The sequence below is a fragment of the Streptomyces sp. IBSBF 3136 genome, from assembly GCF_036815105.1.
Classification (GTDB): domain Bacteria; phylum Actinomycetota; class Actinomycetes; order Streptomycetales; family Streptomycetaceae; genus Streptomyces.
This window is the reverse complement of record NZ_JAJSZC010000027.1, coordinates 1-20,040: the sequence shown is the minus strand read 5'-3', so window position 1 is coordinate 20,040 and position 20,040 is coordinate 1. Positions and strand designations below refer to the sequence as shown.

Here is a 20,040-nt window from a genome sequence, read left to right as displayed (position 1 = left end):
GGGGGGGTCGACGCCCGGTATTTTTGGTGCGGGGCGCCGGCCCCCCCGCGGGCCCCCCTTCACGCATCTCAGGCCGCCACTGCCCGCCCTCCCGCCGGACGACGGGCGGGTGTCCGCCTACCGTCGCAGCGCCGGGACCGTCGGGCGCACCGGGTCCTTCCGGGCGGTCGACCCTTCCCGGGCAGCCCTTTCGGCGGAGCCGAAGAGTCGCCGCCGCCCCGTCCCCGCCTGGCCCGCCAGCGTCGCCCCGAAGGCGAGCGCCATGCCCGCCGTCTGCACCGGGGTGAGCGCCTGGCCCAGGGCCGCCCAGCCGACCACGGCGGCGGTCAGCGGGGACAGCGGGCCGAGGAAACCGGCCTGTGTGGCGCCGAGCCGGCCGATGCCGCGGAACCAGAGCCAGTAGGCGACCGCCGTGTTCGCCAGGGCGAGGTAGAGGACGCCGGCCAGCGCACGGCCGTCGAACGCGGGCGGGGCGCCCTCGACCAGCAGCGCGACCGGCGCGATGAGCAGACCGCCCGCGGTGAGCTGCCAGCCGGCCAGGGCCAGCGGGCCGGCACCGGCCGGGCGGCCCCACCGCTTGGTCAGCACCGTCCCGGTGGCCATCGAGGCGGTGGAGGCGACGGCCGCGAGCACCCCGAGCGGGTCCAGCGCGCCGGCCCCCTTGAGCACCACGAGGCTCACCCCGACGGCGGCCACGGCCCCGGTGACCAGGTGGCGGACCGCGGGCCGCTGCCCGAGCAGCGGCATCGAGAGGCCGACGACGAACAGCGGTCCGACGGAGCCGACCACGGCGGCCGTACCGCCGGGCAGCCGGTACGCCGACACGAACAGCAGCGGGAAGAAGGCGCCGATGTTCAGCGCGCCGAGCACCGGCGCCTTCCACCACCAGTCACCGCGCGGCAGCACCCGGGTCAGCGCCAGCAGCAGGAGGCCGGCCGGCAGGGCCCGCACCAGGCCGGTGAACAGGGGGCGGTCCGGCGGCAGGAACTCGGTGGTGACGGCGTAGGTGGTGCCCCAGGAGACGGGGGCGAGCGCGGTGAGCAGCACGGTCAGGGGTCGCCTCATGGCCGGTTCCCTTCGGTCGCAGGGGGGAGTGGGGTCACACCGTGACGGGCGCCGGGGTGGCGGGGGTGCCGCCGCCGACCGTCACCGGCTGCGGCCGCACCGCCTCGGCGGGCAGCCGGCGCTCCACCCGCAACAGCAGGGCGGCGGCCACCGCGGAGGTGAGGATCAGGAAGGCCCACGGCGCCCGGCCGTCCAGCGCGAGCAGGGAGGTGAACAGGGAGGGCGCCACCGCCTTGGCCAGGGACCAGGACATCTGGTACGCCGCCATGTAGCGGCCGCGCACCGCCTCGGGTGCCGCCGACACGGCGAGCACCTCGGCGGCGGGGCTGTGGATCAACTCGCCGAGCGTGTAGACGAGGACCACCGCGACGAGGGCGCCGGCCAGGACCGGGCCCGAGCCCGGCCGCAGGGTGCCGAGCACGATCTGGGCGGCGAAGGCGGTTGCGAACAGGCCCCCGCCCAGCGCCGCGGCCCGGGTGCGCCGGGCACCGGTCCGCCGGACCCGGGCGCCGACGAACACCCCGGCCACCGCGCACAGCGCGGTGTTGACCGTGAACGCGGCACCGGTGAGCGCCACGGGCCCGTGCAGCCACTCCACGGCGAACAGCGGGAAGAGGACGGAAAGCGCCGAGTAGCTGAGGGCGTTCAGGAAGTTGGCGCCGGTGAGGACCAGGAAGGGCCGGTCGGCGAGGACGAGCCGGTATCCGGCGCCCGTCCGGCGCGCCGACGGGGTGCCGGGCGCCGCGGGCAGCGGCTTCAGCGGGCGCAGCAGCAGGGCGGCCAGCGCGAAGGAGAGGGAGTTGCCCCAGGCCGCGTAGGAGTACCCGGCGCTGCCCGCGAGGGCGATGACCAGGGTGGCCAGCAGCGCGCCCGCGCCGTTGCCCGCGTTCTGCAGCGCGCGGGTCGACGCCTGCAGCCGGTCCCTTCCCGCCCCGCGGGCCACCTCGCCGATCAGGGCCTGCTGGGCGGCCGGGAAGGCCCGGTCCGCGGCCGCGGTGACCAGCGCGACGGCGGCGAAGGCGGGGAGGGCGTGGGCGAAGGGGTAGAGGGCGAAGCCCAGGACCCGGACGCCGTACAGCAGGTACTGCACGCGTCTGGCGCCGTACCGGTCGACCATCGCGCCGGCGAGCGGCAGCGCCGCGATGCCCGCGAGGCCGGTGGCGGTCAGCACGGCGCCGACGGCCGCGAAGGACAGCCCCGTGACGCTGTGGAAGAACACCAGTGTGAACGGGACGTACATGCCCGTGCCCACTCCGTTGACCGCGGCGGCGACGGGCAGGGCCCACTCCCCCGCGACGCGTTCGCTGTCCACCCTGTGCCACTTCACCGTTCGGCTCCCCTCCCGAATGACTTGATAGAAAGTAGCTTACCCCTAAGCTACTTTTCGTCAAGCTACTTTCTTGCGGCTGACCTTCGCCGGGGCGATACTCGGCCCATGAGTGAAGGCCGCCAGCAGGGCAGGGATCCCGTCGACGCGATCATCGACCAGTGGGCGGCCGTGCGGCCCGACCTGGACACCAGGGCCATGGAGGTGTTCGGGCGGATCTACCGCCTCGCCCGTGCCATGGGCGACCGCATGGAGAAGGCCTACGCCCCCTACGGCATCTCGCGCGGCGAGTTCGACGTGCTGGCGACCCTGCGGCGCGCGGGCGAACCGTTCACCCTCTCCCCGCGCCGGCTCGCCGAGACGCTGATGCTCACCACCGGCGGCATGACGGGCCGCCTCGACAAGCTGGAACGGGCCGGGCTGCTGCGCCGCTCCCCCGACCCGCACGACCGGCGCGGCCTCCAGGTCACCCTGACCGAGAAGGGGCTCGACGCCGTCGACCAGGCGGTCGGCGCGGGTCTCGCCGTCCAGACCGCGGCCCTGGCGTCACTGGACGGCGAACAGGCCGACCTGCTGGCCGGCCTGCTGCGCGAGCTGCTCGCGGGGACCCGGGCGGAGGCGGACTGAGGACTGTTCCGGGCGACGGGCCCCCACGCGGCTGCCCCTCGGGCGGAGATCAGCTGCGGATCAGGCCTTGGCCCGGGCCTTCGCGGGCTTGGTCACGCGGGTCCTGGACTTGTCCAGGACCATCACCAGCCCCGCGATGATCGCGAACAGCGCCAGGGGGGCCAGCACGTACAGGCCCAGCGTCTGGGCGACGCTCAGGCCTGCGCCGGGGTCGTCGCCGTCGTCGCGGGTCAGCGCGAGCGCGGGGGACGACATGAGCAGCATCATCAGCGTCGTACCGGCAGCCAGGGCGCCGGCGCGCAGGGCGTTCTTCTTGTCCACGTTCTCAAGTTAGCGAACGGCCTGGAGGGCCGCGCGCCCGGGGTGCCCTACCAGGGCCCGGCCCCCTCTCCGGCCCGGCAGACCTCCAGCAGCGCGCGCAGCCTCGGCGAGGCCGTCAGCTCCTCCAGGGCGACCGGGCGGCCGTCGGGGCCGGCGACGGGCAGCCGCCAGTTCGGGTACTGGTCCCAGGTCCCGGGCAGGTTCTGCGGCCGCCGGTCGCCGACGCCGTCCGGGAGCCAGACGCCGATCAGGCGGGCCGGGGTGCGCAGCAGGAAGCGGTGGACGCCCTCGATCTCCGTCTGCTCGTCGGAGCCCGGGGGCCCGGCCGCGGGACTGTCCAGCAGCCCGAGGCTGCCCAGCAGCGCGAGCCACTCCGCCGTATCCGCGGTCGCCTCCGCGCGCTCCTCACTGGCGGAGCGGGTCAGCAGACCGAGGCGGTCGCGCAGCTCGACGTGGTCGCCGGTGAGCCGGGCGGCGGTCGGCGGCAGGTCGTGGGTGGTGGCGGTGGCCAGGCAGTCGGCGCGCCAGCGCTCCGGCGGCAGCGGGTGGCCGTCGCCCTCCCAGTCCCGCTCGAACCACAGCACGGAGGTGCCGAGCACCCCGCGCCGCTGCAGCGTCTCGCGGACCCCCGGCTCCACGGTGCCCAGGTCCTCGCCGATCACCACCGCCCCGGCCCGGGAGGCCTCCAGGGCGAGCAGGGCGAGCATGGCCTCGGCGTCGTAGTGGACGTAGGTGCCCTCGGTGGGCGGGCTGCCCTGGGGCACCCACCAGAGCCGGAACAGGCCCATCACGTGGTCGATGCGCAGGGCGCCGGCGTAGCGGAAGAGGGCGCGCAGGAGCCGGCGGAAGGGGGCGTGGCCGGAGGCGGCGAGGCGGTCGGGGCGCCAGGGCGGCAGACCCCAGTCCTGGCCGCGGGCGTTGAAGGCGTCCGGCGGGGCGCCGACGGACATACCGGCGGCGAAGTGGTCCTGCTGCGCCCAGGCGTCGGCGCCCGCCGGGTGCACCCCGACGGCGAGGTCGTGCACGATCCCGACCGGCATGCCGGCCTCGCGGGCGGTGCGCTGGGCGGCGCGGAGCTGGCCGTCGGTGAGCCAGGCGAGGCGGGAGTGGAAGTCGACGCGGGCGGCCAGTTCGGCGCGGGCCCGCGCGGTCGCGGCGGAGCGGGGGTCGCGCAGCGGCTCGGGCCACCGTTGCCAGTCGTGGCCGTGCGTCTCGGCGAGGGCGTACCAGGTGGCGTGGTCCTCGAGCGCCTGCCCCTCCTCGGCGCGGAAGGCGTCGTAGGCGGCCTGCCGCCCCGGTCCGAGCGGGACCTTGAGGACCAGTTCAAGGGCCTGCCGCTTCAGCTCCCACACCGCGTCCCGGTCGATGAGGTCGCCCTTGTCGAGGACGGCGGCGCGCAGCCGTCCGGCGCGCTCCAGCAGCGTCTGGAGCCGGGCGCGGTCCGCTGGGTCGTCGACGTGGGCGAACTCGGGGACCGCCTCGATCCGCAGGTGCACGGGGTCGGGGAAGCGGCGCGAGGACGGCCGGTACGGCGAGGGGTCGGTCGGGGCTCCGGGTACGGCCGCGTGCAACGGGTTGACCTGGACGAACCCGGCGCCGGCGGTCCGTCCGGCCCAGCCGGCCAGCTCGGCCAGGTCACCGAGGTCGCCCATGCCCCAGGAGCGCCGCGAGAGCAGCGAGTACAGCTGCACGAGGAGGCCGTAGGAGCGGCCGGCGAGCGCGGGCAGCCGGTCCGGCGCGACGACGAGGTGGGCCTGGCCGGTGCGGCCGTCCGGGGCGGTGGCGGTCACCCGGTGGACGCCGAGCGGCAGGCCCTCGGCGCCGTCGCGCGCCTCGCCCTGCTCGGTCTCGACGTCCAGCCGCGTGCCGGGGGGCAGCGCGGTGAGGGCGGCGGGGCCGCCCGGATCACCGGCCCAGTGCACGACCGTCGGCGGCAGCAGCCGCTCGCGCAGCTCGCGCTCCCGCTCGGCGAGCGCGGAGCGTACGGCGTCCGGGGTGCCCGCGTCGACGCCGAGGGCGGCCAGGGCGGCGACCACGGCGGAGGCGGGGACCGCGACCGTGCGGTCCGGGGCGGGGCGGTAGGAGGTGGCGACCCCGTGCAGCCCGGCGAGCCGGGCCAGCGGCTCGTCTTCGGGCGGCTCGTTCACGTGCGGCTCGTCCTCGTACGCCGCGGTCATCTACAGCACCGCGACGAACGCGTCGGGGACCGGGTCGGACTCGCTGGTCAGCGGGGCCGCGTCGGCGAGCGGCGGCTCACTGGTCAGCGGCTCGGCGTCGGGCAGCGGCGGCTCGCTGGTCAGCGGCGCCTCCGCGCACGCGGCCTCCGCGCTGAAGACGCACGCCTGTACGTCGGTGGTCTCGGCGGACGGGTCCGCCACGGGTTTCCACTGGGCCGGGATCGGGAGACGAGCCGGTACGGCCACGGGGGCCTCCTTGTCACTGGGTCGATTGCTGCGGCTTGCGGTGGTTACGGCAGGCCTACCCAGAGACGGCGGCGGCACTCTCCACGACAGGTGGGGCAGGGGTGCGCGCCTCGTGGTGATCCGGTACCGGCCGGACCGTCGATAGAGGGGGTGTGAGACTGTTCCGCCCCGTGGGGGGCCAGCGGGAGAAGGACGGCGCCGGCGGCGACGCGGCACTGCTGCGGGCCGTCGCGGCGGGGGACGCCGCGGCGATGGCCGAGCTGTACGACCGGCACGCCGGATGGCTGTACGCGCGCCTCACACGGCGCTGCGCCGATCCCGAGGTCGTCCGGGAGGTGCTCCAGGACACCTTCGTCACGGTGTGGCGCTCGGCGTCCGGGCACCGCGGGCAGGAGACCGGCGGCTGGCTGTGGACCATCGCGGCGCGGCGGCTGGTCGACGCCCGTCGGGCGCAGGAGCGGGCCGCCCGGCTGGCGGGCCCGCCGCTGGAAGCGGAGCCGCACGGCCGGTACGCGGCCACGGCGTCCGCCGAGGACAGGGTGCTGGCCAGGCTGGAGTACGGCGACGTCGGCGCCGCCCTGGACCGGATCTCCCCGGAGCTGCGCGAGGTGCTGCGCGCCACCGTCGTGGACGGGCTGAGCACCCGGGAGGCGGCGCGGCTGCTCGGCATTCCCGAGGGCACGGTCAAGTCCCGCGCCCGGCGGGCCCGCGCCGAGCTGCGCACGGCCCTCGGCCACCTGCACCCGTCCCCGCTGGGAGGTACGGCATGACCCGCGGCAACGCCCATGTGTGGCACGCCTGCGACGACCTCGTCGCCCGCTACGCCGACGGCTCCCTGCCGGAGCCGGACGCCTGGTCGCTGGAGAAGCACCTGGAAGGCTGCGCGGGGTGCGCCGTCCGGGTGTCGCGGGCGGTGCGCGGCACGGCGCCCGGCGCGCTGCTGGCGCAGGTGCGCGAGGCGGTGCTGGAGGCCGCGCCGGTCCCGGCGCCGCCCCGCGCCGCCCGCCTGCTGTGGGCCGCCGGGCCCGCGGTGCGCGGGGCGTGGCTGCCCGCCGTGCTGCTGGTGGCCGTCGGGGCGATGGCCCTGGGGTACGGCGGCGGGTTCCACGGGACGCGGGCGCTGCTGCTGGCGATCGCTCCGGTCGTGCCGGTCGCCGGGGTCGCGCTGTCCTACGGACCGCACGCCGACCCGCTGTACGAGGTGGTCGCGGCCACTCCCGCGGGCGGGCTGCGGCTGGCACTGACCCGGACGGCCGTGGTGCTCGCGGTGTGCCTGCCGCTGCTGACCCTCACCGGTCTGCTGCTGCCGGCCTCGGGTGCCCCGGCCGCCGCGGCCTGGCTGCTGCCCGGGCTGGCGCTGTCCCTGGCCACGCTGGCCATGGCCTCCTTCACCGGCTGCCGGACGGCGGCCGGTGCGACGGCGGGGGGCTGGCTGTGCGCCGTGCTCGCGCCGGTGCCGGCCGCCCCGGGCGGCGAGGCCACGCAGCGGCTGGCCGAGCAGCTCTCCCGCTGTCTGGACGGCGCGGGGGCGCAGGGCGCGTGGGCTGCGGCGGCAGCGCTGAGCGCCGCCCTGCTCGCGGCCCGCCGCCCGGCCTACGACCGCCTGCCGCGCCGCTAGGGCCTGTCGGCCGAATCGGGCCGGAGCCGGGCGCGGCAGCCCACCCCCGAGCCCTGGCACCGCGCCCCGATCCGCCTCGATCAGGCCGGATCCGGCCTGATCCGAACCGAAGGCCCTGGGGCCCACGCCCGCTGCGGAAGTACGCAGAGCCGGTGGGCCCCCTCCGATCCCAACCTCCGAACCTCCGAATCTCCGAACCTGCGAACCTGCGATCCGCCGGTGACCGCGGCCGCCTGGCCCGTCCCGGCACCCTCTGGGAGACCCCTTTGAGTTCCGTACTCGTGACCGGGCTGCGCGTCCGGCACCGCAAGACCCTCGCGCTGGACTGCGTCGATCTGGACCTCGGCACCGGGGTGCACGGCCTGCTCGGGCCGAACGGTGCCGGGAAGACCTCGCTGATCCGGGTCCTGGCCACCGTGGCGCAGCCGTCCGACGGCCGGGTGGAGATCCTCGGCCGGGACACCGCCGAGCAGCGGGGGCGGGCCGAGGTCCGGCGCCGGCTCGGCTATCTGCCGCAGGAGTTCGGCTACTACCCGGGCTTCACCGTGCGGGAGTTCGTCGCGTACGTGGCCTGGCTGAAGGAGGTGCCCGCCGCGCGGGTGCCGGCCGCCGTGGCGGACGCCGTGGCCCGGGTCGGTCTCGCGGACCGCATCGACGCGAAGATCCGCACCCTGTCCGGGGGCATGGTCCGCCGGGTCGGCATCGCGCAGGCCCTCGTCAACGAACCGGGTGTGCTGCTGCTGGACGAGCCGACCGCCGGTCTTGACCCCGAGCAGCGGGTGGAGTTCCGCGAGCTGCTGCGCGAACTCGGCACCTCGGCCACGGTGATGGTCTCCACCCACCTGGTGGAGGACGTGGCCGCAGCCTGCACGGAGGTCACCCTGCTGGACGCGGGCCGGATCGCCTACCGGGGCACACCGCGGTCGCTCTCGGAGCTGGGCGAGGTCTCGGACGGGCCCGGCGACCACCCGATCGAGCGCGGCTACACGGCCGCGCTGCGGGCCCACCGGACCACGGGTGCGCGGGAGTCGGTGCGATGAGTGCGGTGAACGTACTGGAGGCGCCCGTACGCGTGTCCCATCCGCTGCGCGCGCAGGCCGTGCGCGGCTTCGCACCCTTCGCCGGGGCCGCCGTGGTGCTCACGCTCGGAGTGCTGCTGATCGGCAGCTCGGCGCACTGGCAGGGCGGCTGGGCGGAGACCGCCGCCCAGCTGCACAACAGCGTGCTGATCTCCGTTCCGCTGGCCGCGGCGGCGGGCTGCTGGCAGGGCGGGCGGGAGCGGCGGCGCCGTACCGAGGAGCTGTGGGGGACGGTCGTCCGGACGCCACTGGTCCGGTTCCTGGCCTCGGCGCTGCCGGTCGCGTTCTGGACGGCGGCCGGCCACCTGGTCGCGGCGGGGCTCGCGATGCTCGCCACCTGGCCCTACGCGCAGGGCGACCGGCCCCGGCTCGGCACGCTGCCCGGGGACGCCGTGGCGGTGGCGGCGGCCGCGCTGCTCGGGCACGTGGTGGGCCGGGCCGTGCCCACCCGGCTGGCCGCGCCGCTGCTGGCGACAGCCGGGTACGTGGGGCTCGGTGTGCTCGCGTCGGCCGACCCGGGGCTCGCCGGGCACCTCGACCCGGCCTTCCCGATCATGGACACCGACGTCCCGGTGTGGTGGCAGCCGCTCGCGATGGCCGGGTGGACGGCCGGCCTGGCGCTCGCCGCCACGCTCGGGTACGCCGCGCGGCGCCGGACGACGGCCCTGCTGCCGCTGGCCGCCGCCGTGGCGGCGGCCACGGTGCTGGGACAGACCGGGGACGGCCTGTGGCACGAGGACCCGCTCGCCCGCAGGCACGTCTGCGACACCTCGACCACCCCGGCGATCTGCGTCGACGCCCGGTACGCGGGGATGCTCCCGCAGATCGGCGAGGCCCTGTCCGGCATCACGGGCAGGCTGAAGGGGGTCCGGAACCTGCCGGTGCGGTGGGAGGACCAGAACCACCCGATACGCGGGACCGAGGCCCGGCTGCCCATGCTGACGCCGCTCGGCTGGTCGGTCGTGCGGGGGCGGCTGGCCGATCCGCGGCAGTACGCCTGGGAGGCGGCGGCGGCGCTGGAACGGCGCCCCGAGTGCCTCCACCCGACGCGGCGGATGCTCGTCGCCGACGACGCCGTGGAGAGCTACCTGGCGCCCAACCCGCTCCAGGACGACACGGACGCGTGGGACGCGAAGGGCAGCGCGGAGCAGCGTGCGCAGGCGCGGTCCCGCAGGGCCGCGCGCACCCGGCTGCGCACCATGGGCGAGGCGGAGCGCCGCGCCTGGCTGTCGGCGTACTTCGCGACGGCGGGCACCTGTGACGTGAAGGGGGTGCCGGCCCTGTGACCGGACTCGTGCTCTACGCCCGCTCCCGCGCCGTTCCGCTCGCGCTGCTCGCGCTGGCCGGCACCACCGCCTTCGCGGTCTGGGCCGCGCGCGGCCTGGACGCCTACCTGGACCCCGACCGCCGGGTGCCGGTCGTCGCGCTGGCCCCGCTGATGGCGGCCGCGGTGATCGGCACGAGTCTGCACACGGCCTCGGACGAGCTGGACCGGACGGCGGTACGGCCGTGGTGGCCGCGCCGGCTGGCGCAGCTGGGGGCGCTGACGGCCCTGGCGGCGACGCTGCTGCCGCTGGCGGTGCTGGGGCACGCCGAGACGTTCGGCGCGCCCGCGGTGGTCCGCAACACGCTCGGCTGCACGGGCGTCACGGCGGCTTCGGCCGTCCTGCTCGGCGCGCGGCTGAGCTGGCTGCCCGCCTTCGGCTACGTGAGCGCCGTGTACCTGGCCTCGGTGGGGACGCGCGGGCGCGCGGTCACGGTGTGGGCCTGGCCCATGCAGCCGGGCCCGCAGCCGGGCGCCTGGGCGGCGGCGCTCGCCGCCTTCGTGCTGGGCGCCGCCGTGTACGCCGTGCGCGGGGCGCGCGCGGAGGGGCCCCGCGGCTGAACGGTGCCGTCCGGCCACGGGGTGCGCGAAAGCCCGGATCGTCAGGCGGAGATGCCGTCGATCCGGGCCATGGCGTCGTCCGCGCCGTACGGCTGCAAGTAGGGCAGCCAGCGCGGGTCCCTGTGGCCGGTCCCGATGATGCGCCAGGCCAGACCGGTGGGCGGAGCGGGTTTATGGCGCAGCCGCCAGCCCAGTTCGACGAGGTGGCGGTCGGCCTTGACGTGGTTGCAGCGGCGGCAGGAGGCCACCACGTTGTCCCAGACGTGTTTGCCCCCGCGGCTGCGCGGGATGACGTGGTCGACGCTGGTTGCGACGCCACCGCAGTACATGCACCGACCCCCGTCCCGGGCGAAGAGCGCGCGGCGGGTGAGCGGAACGGGCCCGCGGTACGGAACCCGGACGAAACGCTTGAGCCGGACCACGCTGGGTGCGGGGACTGTCACGGTCGCGCTGTGCATAAAGGCGCCGGATTCCTCGAGGGAGACGGCCTTGTTCTCCAGGACGAGGACGAGCGCGCGGCGGAGCGGTACGACGCCGAGCGGCTCGTACGACGCGTTGAGGACCAGGACATGCGGCACGGGTGCCTCCTTGGGCGTCGGCGGCGCGTGGCTCGCGCCGGGACGATCTGAGGTCAGTCTCCCCTCATGCCTGGTGAACGCGCCACCATGTCCCGGTAACGGGCTGGGAGTGTTTTCGACCACACCTGGTGGATCCCCAGGATCACGGCCTGTTCAAGCCGGGGTGAGACCGGTCTCTCCTCCCGGATCGGCGCGGAGCACACACGATGCCCCGTTAGTGTGTTGGTTCTGTCCGTCCGGTGACCTTTTCGTGATCGCGAAAGCCTTGACCGCCCCGCCTTGACCGCCCTGCCGGAACGGACCGCGCAGCACCATGGAGGTACCTGCCGTGTCCTTGCCCGTCGTCCAGCTGGCCGCCGGCGCGTCACCGTCTCCCTCCCCCTCCGGTTCGACCGCACCGGCCGTTCCCTCGCTCCAGGACGCCCAGGAGAGCGCGACGAACGCGGCGAGCTGGGTGGAGCAGAACTGGTCGACCTGGCTCGCGATGGGTCTGCAGATCCTGCTGGTCGTGGTCGTGGCCGTCACGCTCAGAGCGATGGTCCGGCGGGCGATCACCAAGCTGATCGAGCGGATGACCCGGTCGGCCCAGGCGGCGGAGGGCAGCGCGCTGGGCGGGCTGCTGGTCAACGTCGAGCGGCGGCGGCAGCGGGCCGCCGCGATCGGCTCGGTGCTGCGCTCGGTGGCCAGCTTCCTGATCCTCGGCACGGCCGCGCTGATGGTGCTGTCCACGTTCAAGATCAACCTGGCGCCGCTGCTGGCCTCGGCCGGTGTGGCCGGTGTGGCGATCGGTTTCGGCGCCCGGAACCTGGTCACGGACTTCCTCTCCGGCGTGTTCATGATCCTGGAGGACCAGTACGGCGTCGGTGACGTGATCGACGCGGGCGTGGCCTCCGGCGAGGTGATCGAGGTCGGGCTGCGGGTGACCAAGCTGCGCGGCGCCGACGGCGAGATCTGGTACGTCCGCAACGGCGAGGTCAAGCGGATCGGCAACCTCTCCCAGGGCTGGGCGACGGCCGGGGTCGACGTGACCGTGAAGGCGGCCGAGGACCTGGACCGGGTCAAGGCCACGCTGGACGAGGTCGCCGAGAAGATGAGCAAGGAAGAGCCCTGGAACGAACTGCTGTGGGGCCCGGTCGAGGTGCTCGGCCTGGACTCCGTGCTGATCGACTCCATGGTGGTCCGGGTCACGGCCAGGACCATGCCGGGCAAGGCGGTGACCGTGGAGCGGGAACTGCGCTGGCGCATCAAGCGGGCCTTCGACGCGGCGAGCATCCGCATCGTGGGCGGGGCGACGGCCCTGGAGGACGCCGAGGACGCCCCGGACCCGATGGCGGCGGTGGCGGCCCCGTCGGCATACTCCAGCGCGGACTCCCCGCAGACGGCGGCGGCGTCGCCGATCGCGGTGCAGCGCTCGACACCGCCCGCCAAGTAGCCGGGCCGCCCGGCGCACCCGCCCGGACCACGCCCCCGAGGTAACGACTCTGTTGCCGCGGGGGCGTTGTCTATTGACGCCCTCTTCGTCCTGGGCTTACGTTCCTCCCACGCCAATAGGAAAGTTTCCTAACAGTGATCTTCCCGGTGGCCGGTGATCAAGGCTGGACGGCATGGCCGGGTCACTGAAAAGCTGGGCAGCTGGAAAGGCAGGTGTCGAGACGCATGGCAGGAACCGCCGGTACGCCGGGCACCCCGCGCGTCCTGCGCGCCATGAACGACCGCGCCGCCCTCGACCTCCTGCTGGAGCACGGGCCGCTGTCGCGCACCCGGATCGGCAAGCTCACCGGCCTGTCCAAACCGACCGCCTCACAGCTGCTCGCCCGCCTGGAGGCGGCGGGACTGGTCCGGGTCACCGGCACCAGCGAGGGCCGGCCGGGACCCAACGCCCAGCTGTACGCGGTCAACCCGGCCGCCGCCTACGCCGCCGGCCTGGACGTGACCCCGCACCGCATCCGAGCCGCCGTCGCCGACGTCACCGGCCGCACCGTCGGCGAGTTCGAACTGCCCACCCCCGGCCGCCGCCCGGCGCACCCGGTGGTCCGGCAGGTCACCGATTCCCTCGACGGCGCCGTGAAGGCCGCCGGGCTCGCCCGGGACGACGTGCACCGCCTGGTCATCGGCACCCCCGGCGCCTTCGACCCGGGCACCGGGCGGCTGCGCTACGCCTCCCACCTGCCCGGCTGGCACTCCCCCACGCTGCTCGACGAACTCGCCGCCGCGCTGCCGATGCCGGTCGAGTACGAGAACGACGTCAACCTCGTCGCCGTCGCCGAACAGCGGCTCGGCGCGGCCCGCGGCCACGCGGACTTCGTGCTGCTGTGGAACCAGGAGGGCATGGGCGCCGCCCTGGTCCTCGGCGGGCGGCTGCACCGCGGCTGGACCGGCGGCGCCGGCGAGGTCGGCTTCCTCCCGGTGCCCGGCACCCCCCTGGTGCGCCAGGTGACCAAGGCCAACAGCGGCGGCTACCAGGAGCTGGCCGGCTCCCAGGCCGTACCGAAGCTGGCCCGCGAACTCGGCATCGAGGACGTGCCGCCGGGGCCGTACACCGAGGTGGCCGCGGAACTGCTGGCCCGGGCCGCCGACCACGCGGGCGGACCGCACCGGGAGCTGCTGCGGACCTACGCGACCCGGCTGGCCACCGGTCTCGCCTCGCTCGTCTCCGTCCTCGACCCCGAACTCGTCGTCCTCAGCGGCTCCGCTCTGACAGCCGGCGGCGAGGTGCTGCGCGCCCTCGTCCAGGCCGAGCTGGAGGAGCTGGCCGCGGCCCGGCCGCGGCTGGTCGTCGGCGACGTCCACGAACACCCCGTACTGCGCGGCGCGCTGGAGTCCGCGCTCGCCGCCACCCGCGACGAGGTCTTCGACACCTCGCGCTGAGCGCACCCGCCTTCCCCCGGCTTCCCTGGCTTTCCCCGGCTTCTTCTCCTGTTTTTCCCGACCCCGTCCCTGGGAGACCTCGTCATGCCCACAGCCATACCCCGAGTGGCCCGAAAAGCGGCGTTCGCCCTGACCGCCTCCGCCGTGCTGCTCACCGCCGCGTGCACCGGCCAGTCGAACTCCGGCGCCACGGACGACCCGTCGAAGGACACGACGATCAACTTCTGGCACGCCTGGAGCGCGCCGAACGAGGTGAAGGCGGTCAAGTCACTGGTCGCCGGCTTCGAGAAGACGCACCCCAACATCCACGTGAACGTCGTCGGCAACATGACCGACGACAAGATCAACCAGGCGCTGCGCGGCGGCGGCGACCGGGCCCCCGACGTCATCTCCTCCTTCACCACCAACAACGTGGGCAAGTTCTGCTCCTCGGGTGCGCTGATCGACCTCGACCCCTTCTTCAAGAAGGCGGGCATCGACCCGGAGACGACCTTCCCGAAGGCGATGAACGAGTACACCCGGTTCGACGGCGACCGCTGTACCGTGCCGCTGCTCGGTGACGCCTACGGCCTCTACTACAACAAGACGGCGTTCGAGAAGGCCGGCATCGCGCACCCGCCGAAGACCTGGTCCGAGTTCGAGGCCGACGCCAAGAAGCTGACGATCCCCCAGGGCGGCACCTACAAGCAGCTCGGCTTCATGCCGGACTACCACGGCTGGGAGTCGACCACCGAGCACTACTTCGCGCAGTTCTCGCCGACGTACTTCGGCAAGGACGGCAAGTCCGCCCTGGCCACGGACCCGGCCTTCGAGAAGGGCTTCACGCTGCAGAAGAAGCTCGTGGACGAACTCGGCGGTTTCCAGAAGCTGGAGAGGTTCCGGGCCACGCTGGGCGACGAGTGGGGCCCCAAGCACCCCTTCCACACCGGCCAGGTCGCCATGCAGCTCGACGGCGAGTGGCGGCTCGGGATGGCCGAGGAGGCCAAGCCGAAGTTCGAGATCGGCGTGGCCCCGCTGCCCGTACCGGACGACCAGGCCGACCGGTACGGCAAGGGCTACATCACCGGCACCATCGCCGGCATCGCCGCCACCAGCCACAAGCAGAACGCCGCCTGGGAGCTGGTGAAGTACATGACCACGGACACCGACGCGGTGGTCGGCTTCGCCAACGACATCCACAACGTGCCCTCGACGCTGGCGGCGCTGAAGTCACCGAAGCTGAAGTACGACCCGCGGTTCAGGACCTTCCTGGACATCGCCGCGAACCCGGACTCCACCACCACGCCCGCCTCGATCAACGGCGGCGTGTACCTGGTGACGATCCAGCAGTTCGGCTACGACTACGAGAGCGGCAAGGTCACCGATCTGAAGGCCGGGCTGAGGAAGACGGCCGCGCAGATCGACACGGACATCGCGCAGGCGAAGTAGCCATGACCGCGCTCACCCTCGCCTCGAAGCGCCGCCGGTCGGCGCTGCGCACGGCCGCCTTCATGTCACCCTGGCTGATCGGCTTCGCGGTCTTCTTCGCGTACCCGCTGATCTCCACGGTCTACTTCTCGTTCATGCACTACGACGGCTTCCGGCCGCCGACGTGGAGCGGCGCGAAGAACTGGACGTACGTCTTCGAGCACTACCCGCTGTTCTGGCCCGCCCTGCGCAACACGCTCTGGCTGGTGCTGGTCATGGTGAGCCTCCGGGTCGTCTTCGGACTCGGCGTGGGACTGCTCATCACGAAGATCAAGACCGGTGCCGGGGTCTTCCGCACCCTGTTCTACCTGCCGTACCTCGCCCCGCCGGTGGCGGCGACCATGGCCTTCGCCTTCCTGCTCAACCCCGGTACGGGCCCGGTCGACTCCCTGCTGGAGAAGGCGGGCATCTCGGCGCCGGGCTGGTTCAACGACCCCGCCTGGTCCAAGCCGGCCCTGACCCTGCTGGCCCTGTGGGGCATCGGCGACCTCATGGTCATCTTCATGGCCGCGCTGCTCGACGTACCGGCGGAGCAGTACGAGGCGGCCGAACTGGACGGGGCGTCGGCGTGGCAGCGGTTCCGCTACGTCACCCTGCCCAACATCTCCCCGATCGTGATGTTCGCCGTGGTCACCGGCGTGATCCAGACGATGCAGTACTACACGCAGCCGCTGGTCGCCGGGAAGGTCGCCTCCGGCGTGATCCAGGGCGCGGGCACCCAGTTCGAACCGGGCTACCCGGACAAGTCCACGCTCACCCTCCCGCAGCTCGTCTACAACCTCGGCTTCCAGCGCTTCGACTACGGCTCCGCCTGCGTGGTGGCGCTGGTGCTGTTCGCCCTGTCCATGGCGTTCACGGCACTGCTGATGCGGCGCCGGGGTGGCCTCGTCCAGGCAGGTGACTGACCATGACCCAGGTACTCGACAAGCCGGTGAGGGCCGCGCGGCGGATGCCCGAGGCCGAGCGGACCGCCCGGCGCAGGACGCTCCTGGAGTGGATCGCGGTCCACTCGCTCGGCGTCGCAGCCGCGCTGTTCTTCACCCTGCCCTTCGTCTTCGTGTTGCTGACCTCGCTGATGAGCGACTCCCAGGCGCTCAGCCGGGACCTGGTCCCGCACACCTGGGAATGGGCCAACTACCGGAAGGTCTTCGACACCCCCGGCTTCCTGACCTGGTGGCGCAACACCCTGGTCTACGCCGGCCTGGGCACCGTACTGACCGTGGTCTCCTCGCTCCCGGTCGCCTACGCGCTGGCCAAGTTCCGCTTCCGCGGCCGCAGTCTGTCCCTCATGCTGGTGATCTCGATGATGATGCTGCCCCCGCAGGTGGTCATCATCCCGATGTACCTGTTCTGGGCGAAGCAGCTCGACCTGTCGGGCACGCTGTGGCCGCTGATCGTCCCGATGGCGTTCGGGGACGCGTTCTCCATCTTCCTGCTGCGCCAGTTCCTGATGACGATCCCGAACGAGTACGTGGACGCCGCCAAGGTGGACGGCTGCGGGGACCTGCGCATCCTGCTGCGGATCATCGTGCCCATGGCCCGCCCCGGCATCGCCGCCGTGGCCCTGTTCCAGTTCTTCTACGCCTGGAACGACTACTTCGGCCCCCAGATCTACGCCTCGGAGAATCCCGGCGCCTGGACGCTCTCCTACGGCCTGGAGTCCTTCAAGGGGGCGCACCACACCGACTGGAACCTCACGATGGCCGCGACCGTGCTGGTCATGGCCCCCGTGATCCTCGTGTTCTTCTTCGCCCAGAAGGCGTTCGTCGAAGGCGTCACTCTGACCGGAGTTAAGGGTTGATCCGCATATGAAACTCACCGTGGTCGGCGGAGGCTCGACCTACACCCCCGAACTCATCGACGGCTTCGCGCGCCTCAGGGACACCCTGCCGGTCGAGGAGCTGGTCCTCGTGGACCCGGCGGCCGAACGCCTGGAGCTGGTGGGCGGCCTGGCCCGCCGCATCCTCGCCCGGCAGGGCCACCCGGGCCGCGTCGTCACCACCTGCGACCTGGACGCCGGCGTCGACGGCGCCGACGCGGTGCTGCTCCAGCTCCGGGTCGGCGGCCAGGCGGCACGGGAGCAGGACGAGACCTGGCCGCTGGAGTGCGGCTGCATCGGCCAGGAGACCACCGGCGCGGGCGGCCTCGCCAAGGCGCTGCGCACGGTCCCGGTCGTCCTCGACATCGCCGAGCGGGTCCGCCGGGCGAACCCGCGCGCGTGGATCATCGACTTCACCAACCCGGTCGGCATCGTCACCCGTGCCCTGCTCCAGGCCGGTCACCGTGCGGTCGGCCTGTGCAACGTGGCGATCGGGCTCCAGCGCAAGTTCGCGGCCCTGCTGGGCACCGACCCCCGGGACGTGCACCTGGACCACGTGGGCCTGAACCACCTCACCTGGGAGACCGGTGTGCGGCTCGGCGGCCCCGAGGGCGCGAACGTCCTGCCCAAGCTGCTGGCCGGACACGGCGACGCCATCGCCGACGACCTGCGCCTGCCCCGCCCGCTGCTGGACCGCCTGGGCGTGGTCCCGTCGTACTACCTGCGCTACTACTACGCGCACGACGAGGTGGTGCGGGAACTGGGCACCAAGCCCTCCCGGGCGGCGGAGGTCGCGGCCATGGAGCGTGAGCTGCTGACGATGTACGGCGACCCGTCCCTGGACGAGAAGCCGGCGCTGCTGGCCAAGCGGGGCGGGGCCTTCTACTCGGAGGCGGCGGTGGACCTGGCGGCGTCCCTGCTGGGCGGCGGGGGCAGCCCGTACCAGGTGGTGAACACGCTCAACAAGGGCACCCTGCCCTTCCTGCCGGACGACGCGGTGGTCGAGGTGCAGGCGGCGGTGGGCCCGACGGGGGCCACGCCCCTGCCGGTGCCGGACCTGGACCCGCTGTACGCGGGCCTGGTGGCGAACGTGACGGCGTACGAGGAACTGGCCCTGGAGGCGGCCCTGCGGGGCGGCCGGGACCGGGTCTTCCGCGCCCTGCTGAGCCATCCCCTGATCGGCCAGTACGCGTACGCCGACGCCCTCACCGACCGACTGATCGCGCACAACCGGGAGCACCTCGCGTGGGCCTGACCGCAACCGACACCGCGAGTGTCCTCGCCATCGACGCGGGCAACAGCAAGACCGACGTGGCCGTGGTGACGGCCGCCGGGGAGGTGCTGGCCACGGCACGCGGCGGCGGGTTCCGCCCGCCCGCGGTGGGCGTGGGCCCGGCGATGGACGCGCTGGCCGAGCCGGTCGGGCGGGCGCTCGCGGACGCCGGCCTGCCCGCCGTCTCGCACGTCTCCGCCTGCCTCGCCAACGCCGATCTGCCGGTGGAGGAGGAGCAGTTGGCCACCGCGCTGCACACCCGGGCGTGGGGCGGCTCGGTGGAGGTGCGCAACGACACCTTCGCGATCCTGCGGGCCGGGGTGGCCGAGCCGCGGGGCGTCGCCGTGGTGTGCGGCGCGGGCATCAACTGCGTGGGCATGCGGCCCGACGGCCGCACCGCCCGGTTCCCGGCCATCGGCCGCATCTCCGGGGACTGGGGCGGCGGCTGGGGCCTGGCCGAGGAGGCGCTGTGGCACGCGGCCCGGGCGGAGGACGGCCGGGGCGGGCCGACAGCGCTGGCCGGGACGCTGCCGGCGCATTTCGGGCTGCCGTCCATGTACGCGCTGATCGAGGCCCTGCACCTCGGGCACGTCGAGCACGACCGCAGGCACGAGCTGACGCCCGTGCTCTTCGCGACGGCCGCCGGGGGCGACCCGGTGGCGCGGTCCCTCGTGGACCGGCTCGCCGAGGAGGTCGCGACGATGGCCACGGTGGCCCTGACCCGCCTCGGCCTGCTGGCCGAGGAGACGCCGGTGCTGCTGGGCGGCAGCGTGCTGACCGCGGGCCACGCCCGGCTGGACGACGGCATCCGGGGCCTGCTGGCCGCCCGGGCCCCCAAGGCCGACGTCCGGGTGGTGACGGCGGGTCCGGTCCTGGGCGCGGCCCTGCTGGGCCTGGACCGGCTCGGCGCGGGCGCGGCGGCACAGGCGCGGGCGCGGGCTCACTGGGAGACCGGCCTGCCCCGGACGCGGGGCCGGCAACAGGCGGCCACCTAGGGCGTGTTGCCGCCTGCGTCCACGTAGAGGCAGAAGGGATGGCCGGCCGGGTCGAGCAGCACCCGCACACCGGGCTGCGGCTGGTGGCCGGCCTCCCGCGCGCCGAGTTCCCGCGCGTGCGCCACGGCGGCCGGCAGGTCCGCCACCTCGAAGTCGAGGTGCATGGTCATCCGCTGCTCACCGGGCCGGGCGGGCCAGACCGGCGGGACGTACCCGGCCGAGCGCTGGACGGCGAGGTAGGCCACGCCCTCCGGCGGCGCGACGGCCGCCCCGTCGTCGTCCTCCCTGGCGATCTCCCAGCCGAGGAGGTCCGCGTAGAAGCGCGCCAGGGCCCCCGGGTCGGGTGCCTCCAGCACCACGCCCCACCAGTCGTGCCGCGCCGTGCGGGGCGTGCCGGGCTCGTGACTCGGTCGTCCGTGCATGCCCGCGAACGCTACAAGGAACCGAACAGCCGCGCAGGGCGTGTTGAGGGACAGGGGGTGGTGCGGCACGCTCCTCGCGCCGGCATGCCGTAGGTTGCGCTGCGATCCGATCAAGATCGCGTGAAGGCTGGTGCGGATGCCGGCCCGGGCGGTGATACTTGGCGGCGAACGGATGACCATGGGGGAGGTCAAGTGACACACCCGCCGAAGAGCAGCGCGGCGCCGCCGCACGCGGGCCCCGCCCTGCCCGCGGTTCCCCCGCAGCCCGGCCCG

General features: G+C 74.2%; 20 protein-coding genes. 13 read left to right on the top strand and 7 right to left on the bottom strand.

The genetic code is table 11. From position 1 onward, the window contains the following. Positions 1-117: 117 nt before the first annotated feature. Together V7E45_RS08765 and V7E45_RS08760 are read right to left on the bottom strand one after the other, a co-directional pair. Positions 118-1,065, bottom strand: a complete 948-nt coding sequence (locus tag V7E45_RS08765) for an EamA family transporter (RefSeq protein ID WP_333773529.1) — start codon at positions 1,063-1,065, stop codon at positions 118-120. Positions 1,066-1,099: 34 nt separating this feature from the next. After that, positions 1,100-2,392, bottom strand: a complete 1,293-nt coding sequence (locus V7E45_RS08760) for an MFS transporter (protein ID WP_333773528.1) — start codon at positions 2,390-2,392, stop codon at positions 1,100-1,102. 108 nt (positions 2,393-2,500) lie between these two features. Between V7E45_RS08760 and V7E45_RS08755 the strand changes: the two genes are divergently transcribed. Then, positions 2,501-3,019: a MarR family winged helix-turn-helix transcriptional regulator gene (locus tag V7E45_RS08755; protein WP_333773527.1), complete on the top strand. Its 519-nt coding sequence runs from the start codon at positions 2,501-2,503 to the stop codon at positions 3,017-3,019. A 60-nt stretch (positions 3,020-3,079) separates the two neighbouring features. On the opposite strand, the gene V7E45_RS08750 is transcribed toward V7E45_RS08755, so the two are convergent. The 3 genes from V7E45_RS08750 to V7E45_RS08740 are packed head-to-tail and all read right to left on the bottom strand — an operon-like array spanning position 3,080 to position 5,763. Beyond that, positions 3,080-3,340, bottom strand: a complete 261-nt coding sequence (locus V7E45_RS08750) for a hypothetical protein (protein WP_333773526.1) — start codon at positions 3,338-3,340, stop codon at positions 3,080-3,082. Positions 3,341-3,387: 47 nt separating this feature from the next. After that, complete coding sequence (malQ, locus tag V7E45_RS08745) at positions 3,388-5,517, bottom strand: 4-alpha-glucanotransferase (RefSeq protein WP_333773525.1); 2,130 nt, start codon at positions 5,515-5,517, stop codon at positions 3,388-3,390. Next, complete coding sequence (locus V7E45_RS08740) at positions 5,518-5,763, bottom strand: hypothetical protein (protein WP_333773524.1); 246 nt, start codon at positions 5,761-5,763, stop codon at positions 5,518-5,520. It lies immediately after the preceding gene. 152 nt (positions 5,764-5,915) lie between these two features. Between V7E45_RS08740 and V7E45_RS08735 the strand changes: the two genes are divergently transcribed. From V7E45_RS08735 to V7E45_RS08715, 5 genes are all read left to right on the top strand, one after another. Further along, positions 5,916-6,533 carry an RNA polymerase sigma factor gene (locus tag V7E45_RS08735; RefSeq protein ID WP_333773523.1) on the top strand — a complete coding sequence of 206 codons (618 nt, stop codon included), beginning with the start codon at positions 5,916-5,918 and terminating at the stop codon, positions 6,531-6,533. Continuing rightward, the gene (locus V7E45_RS08730; protein WP_333773522.1) at positions 6,530-7,381 is read left to right on the top strand and encodes a zf-HC2 domain-containing protein; all 852 of its coding nucleotides are present in this window, start codon (positions 6,530-6,532) and stop codon (positions 7,379-7,381) included. The genes V7E45_RS08735 and V7E45_RS08730 overlap by 4 nt, the downstream gene beginning before the upstream one ends. A gap of 281 nt (positions 7,382-7,662) precedes the next feature. Beyond that, positions 7,663-8,421 (top strand): ATP-binding cassette domain-containing protein, encoded by a 759-nt coding sequence (locus V7E45_RS08725; protein ID WP_443055987.1) that lies wholly within the window; start codon positions 7,663-7,665, stop codon positions 8,419-8,421. Continuing rightward, a complete protein-coding gene (locus V7E45_RS08720) occupies positions 8,418-9,746 on the top strand; it encodes a hypothetical protein (RefSeq protein WP_333773520.1) in 1,329 nt (442 codons plus the stop codon). The genes V7E45_RS08725 and V7E45_RS08720 overlap by 4 nt, the downstream gene beginning before the upstream one ends. Further along, positions 9,743-10,345 (top strand): hypothetical protein, encoded by a 603-nt coding sequence (locus V7E45_RS08715; RefSeq protein ID WP_333773519.1) that lies wholly within the window; start codon positions 9,743-9,745, stop codon positions 10,343-10,345. Before V7E45_RS08720 ends, V7E45_RS08715 begins: the two co-directional genes overlap by 4 nt. Before the next feature lie 41 nt (positions 10,346-10,386). Here V7E45_RS08715 and V7E45_RS08710 read toward each other — a convergent pair whose 3' ends face one another. Next, positions 10,387-10,923: an HNH endonuclease gene (locus tag V7E45_RS08710; protein ID WP_020940112.1), complete on the bottom strand. Its 537-nt coding sequence runs from the start codon at positions 10,921-10,923 to the stop codon at positions 10,387-10,389. 328 nt (positions 10,924-11,251) lie between these two features. Here V7E45_RS08710 and V7E45_RS08705 point away from each other — a divergent pair, with 328 nt between their 5' ends. The 7 genes from V7E45_RS08705 (at position 11,252) to V7E45_RS08675 (ending at position 19,345) form a co-directional block, all read left to right on the top strand. Next, positions 11,252-12,355, top strand: a complete 1,104-nt coding sequence (locus tag V7E45_RS08705) for a mechanosensitive ion channel family protein (protein WP_333773518.1) — start codon at positions 11,252-11,254, stop codon at positions 12,353-12,355. A 224-nt stretch (positions 12,356-12,579) separates the two neighbouring features. Continuing rightward, complete coding sequence (locus V7E45_RS08700; protein ID WP_333773517.1) at positions 12,580-13,791, top strand: ROK family transcriptional regulator; 1,212 nt, start codon at positions 12,580-12,582, stop codon at positions 13,789-13,791. 84 nt (positions 13,792-13,875) lie between these two features. Beyond that, a complete protein-coding gene (locus tag V7E45_RS08695; RefSeq protein WP_333773516.1) occupies positions 13,876-15,219 on the top strand; it encodes an ABC transporter substrate-binding protein in 1,344 nt (447 codons plus the stop codon). A 2-nt stretch (positions 15,220-15,221) separates the two neighbouring features. Beyond that, positions 15,222-16,163 carry a carbohydrate ABC transporter permease gene (locus V7E45_RS08690; RefSeq protein WP_333773515.1) on the top strand — a complete coding sequence of 314 codons (942 nt, stop codon included), beginning with the start codon at positions 15,222-15,224 and terminating at the stop codon, positions 16,161-16,163. A 2-nt stretch (positions 16,164-16,165) separates the two neighbouring features. Further along, positions 16,166-17,059 (top strand): carbohydrate ABC transporter permease, encoded by an 894-nt coding sequence (locus tag V7E45_RS08685; protein WP_333773514.1) that lies wholly within the window; start codon positions 16,166-16,168, stop codon positions 17,057-17,059. Between the two features lie 7 nt (positions 17,060-17,066). Next, positions 17,067-18,332 carry a 6-phospho-beta-glucosidase gene (locus V7E45_RS08680; RefSeq protein ID WP_333773513.1) on the top strand — a complete coding sequence of 422 codons (1,266 nt, stop codon included), beginning with the start codon at positions 17,067-17,069 and terminating at the stop codon, positions 18,330-18,332. Further along, positions 18,323-19,345 carry an N-acetylglucosamine kinase gene (locus tag V7E45_RS08675; protein ID WP_333773512.1) on the top strand — a complete coding sequence of 341 codons (1,023 nt, stop codon included), beginning with the start codon at positions 18,323-18,325 and terminating at the stop codon, positions 19,343-19,345. The genes V7E45_RS08680 and V7E45_RS08675 overlap by 10 nt, the downstream gene beginning before the upstream one ends. Here V7E45_RS08675 and V7E45_RS08670 read toward each other — a convergent pair. Then, positions 19,342-19,767 (bottom strand): VOC family protein, encoded by a 426-nt coding sequence (locus V7E45_RS08670; RefSeq protein WP_333773511.1) that lies wholly within the window; start codon positions 19,765-19,767, stop codon positions 19,342-19,344. The two genes, V7E45_RS08675 and V7E45_RS08670, sit on opposite strands and share 4 nt — an antisense overlap. Positions 19,768-20,040: the final 273 nt, after the last annotated feature.

Coding starts and splice junctions, on each gene's coding strand:
- V7E45_RS08765 (WP_333773529.1), bottom strand. CDS start 1,065: ATGAGGCGACCCCTGACCGTGCTGCTCACCGCGCTCGCCCCCGTCTCC.
- V7E45_RS08755 (WP_333773527.1), top strand. CDS start 2,501: ATGAGTGAAGGCCGCCAGCAGGGCAGGGATCCCGTCGACGCGATCATC.
- malQ (WP_333773525.1), bottom strand. CDS start 5,517: ATGACCGCGGCGTACGAGGACGAGCCGCACGTGAACGAGCCGCCCGAA.
- V7E45_RS08730 (WP_333773522.1), top strand. CDS start 6,530: ATGACCCGCGGCAACGCCCATGTGTGGCACGCCTGCGACGACCTCGTC.
- V7E45_RS08720 (WP_333773520.1), top strand. CDS start 8,418: ATGAGTGCGGTGAACGTACTGGAGGCGCCCGTACGCGTGTCCCATCCG.
- V7E45_RS08700 (WP_333773517.1), top strand. CDS start 12,580: ATGGCAGGAACCGCCGGTACGCCGGGCACCCCGCGCGTCCTGCGCGCC.
- V7E45_RS08695 (WP_333773516.1), top strand. CDS start 13,876: ATGCCCACAGCCATACCCCGAGTGGCCCGAAAAGCGGCGTTCGCCCTG.
- V7E45_RS08690 (WP_333773515.1), top strand. CDS start 15,222: ATGACCGCGCTCACCCTCGCCTCGAAGCGCCGCCGGTCGGCGCTGCGC.
- V7E45_RS08685 (WP_333773514.1), top strand. CDS start 16,166: ATGACCCAGGTACTCGACAAGCCGGTGAGGGCCGCGCGGCGGATGCCC.
- V7E45_RS08680 (WP_333773513.1), top strand. CDS start 17,067: ATGAAACTCACCGTGGTCGGCGGAGGCTCGACCTACACCCCCGAACTC.
- V7E45_RS08670 (WP_333773511.1), bottom strand. CDS start 19,767: ATGCACGGACGACCGAGTCACGAGCCCGGCACGCCCCGCACGGCGCGG.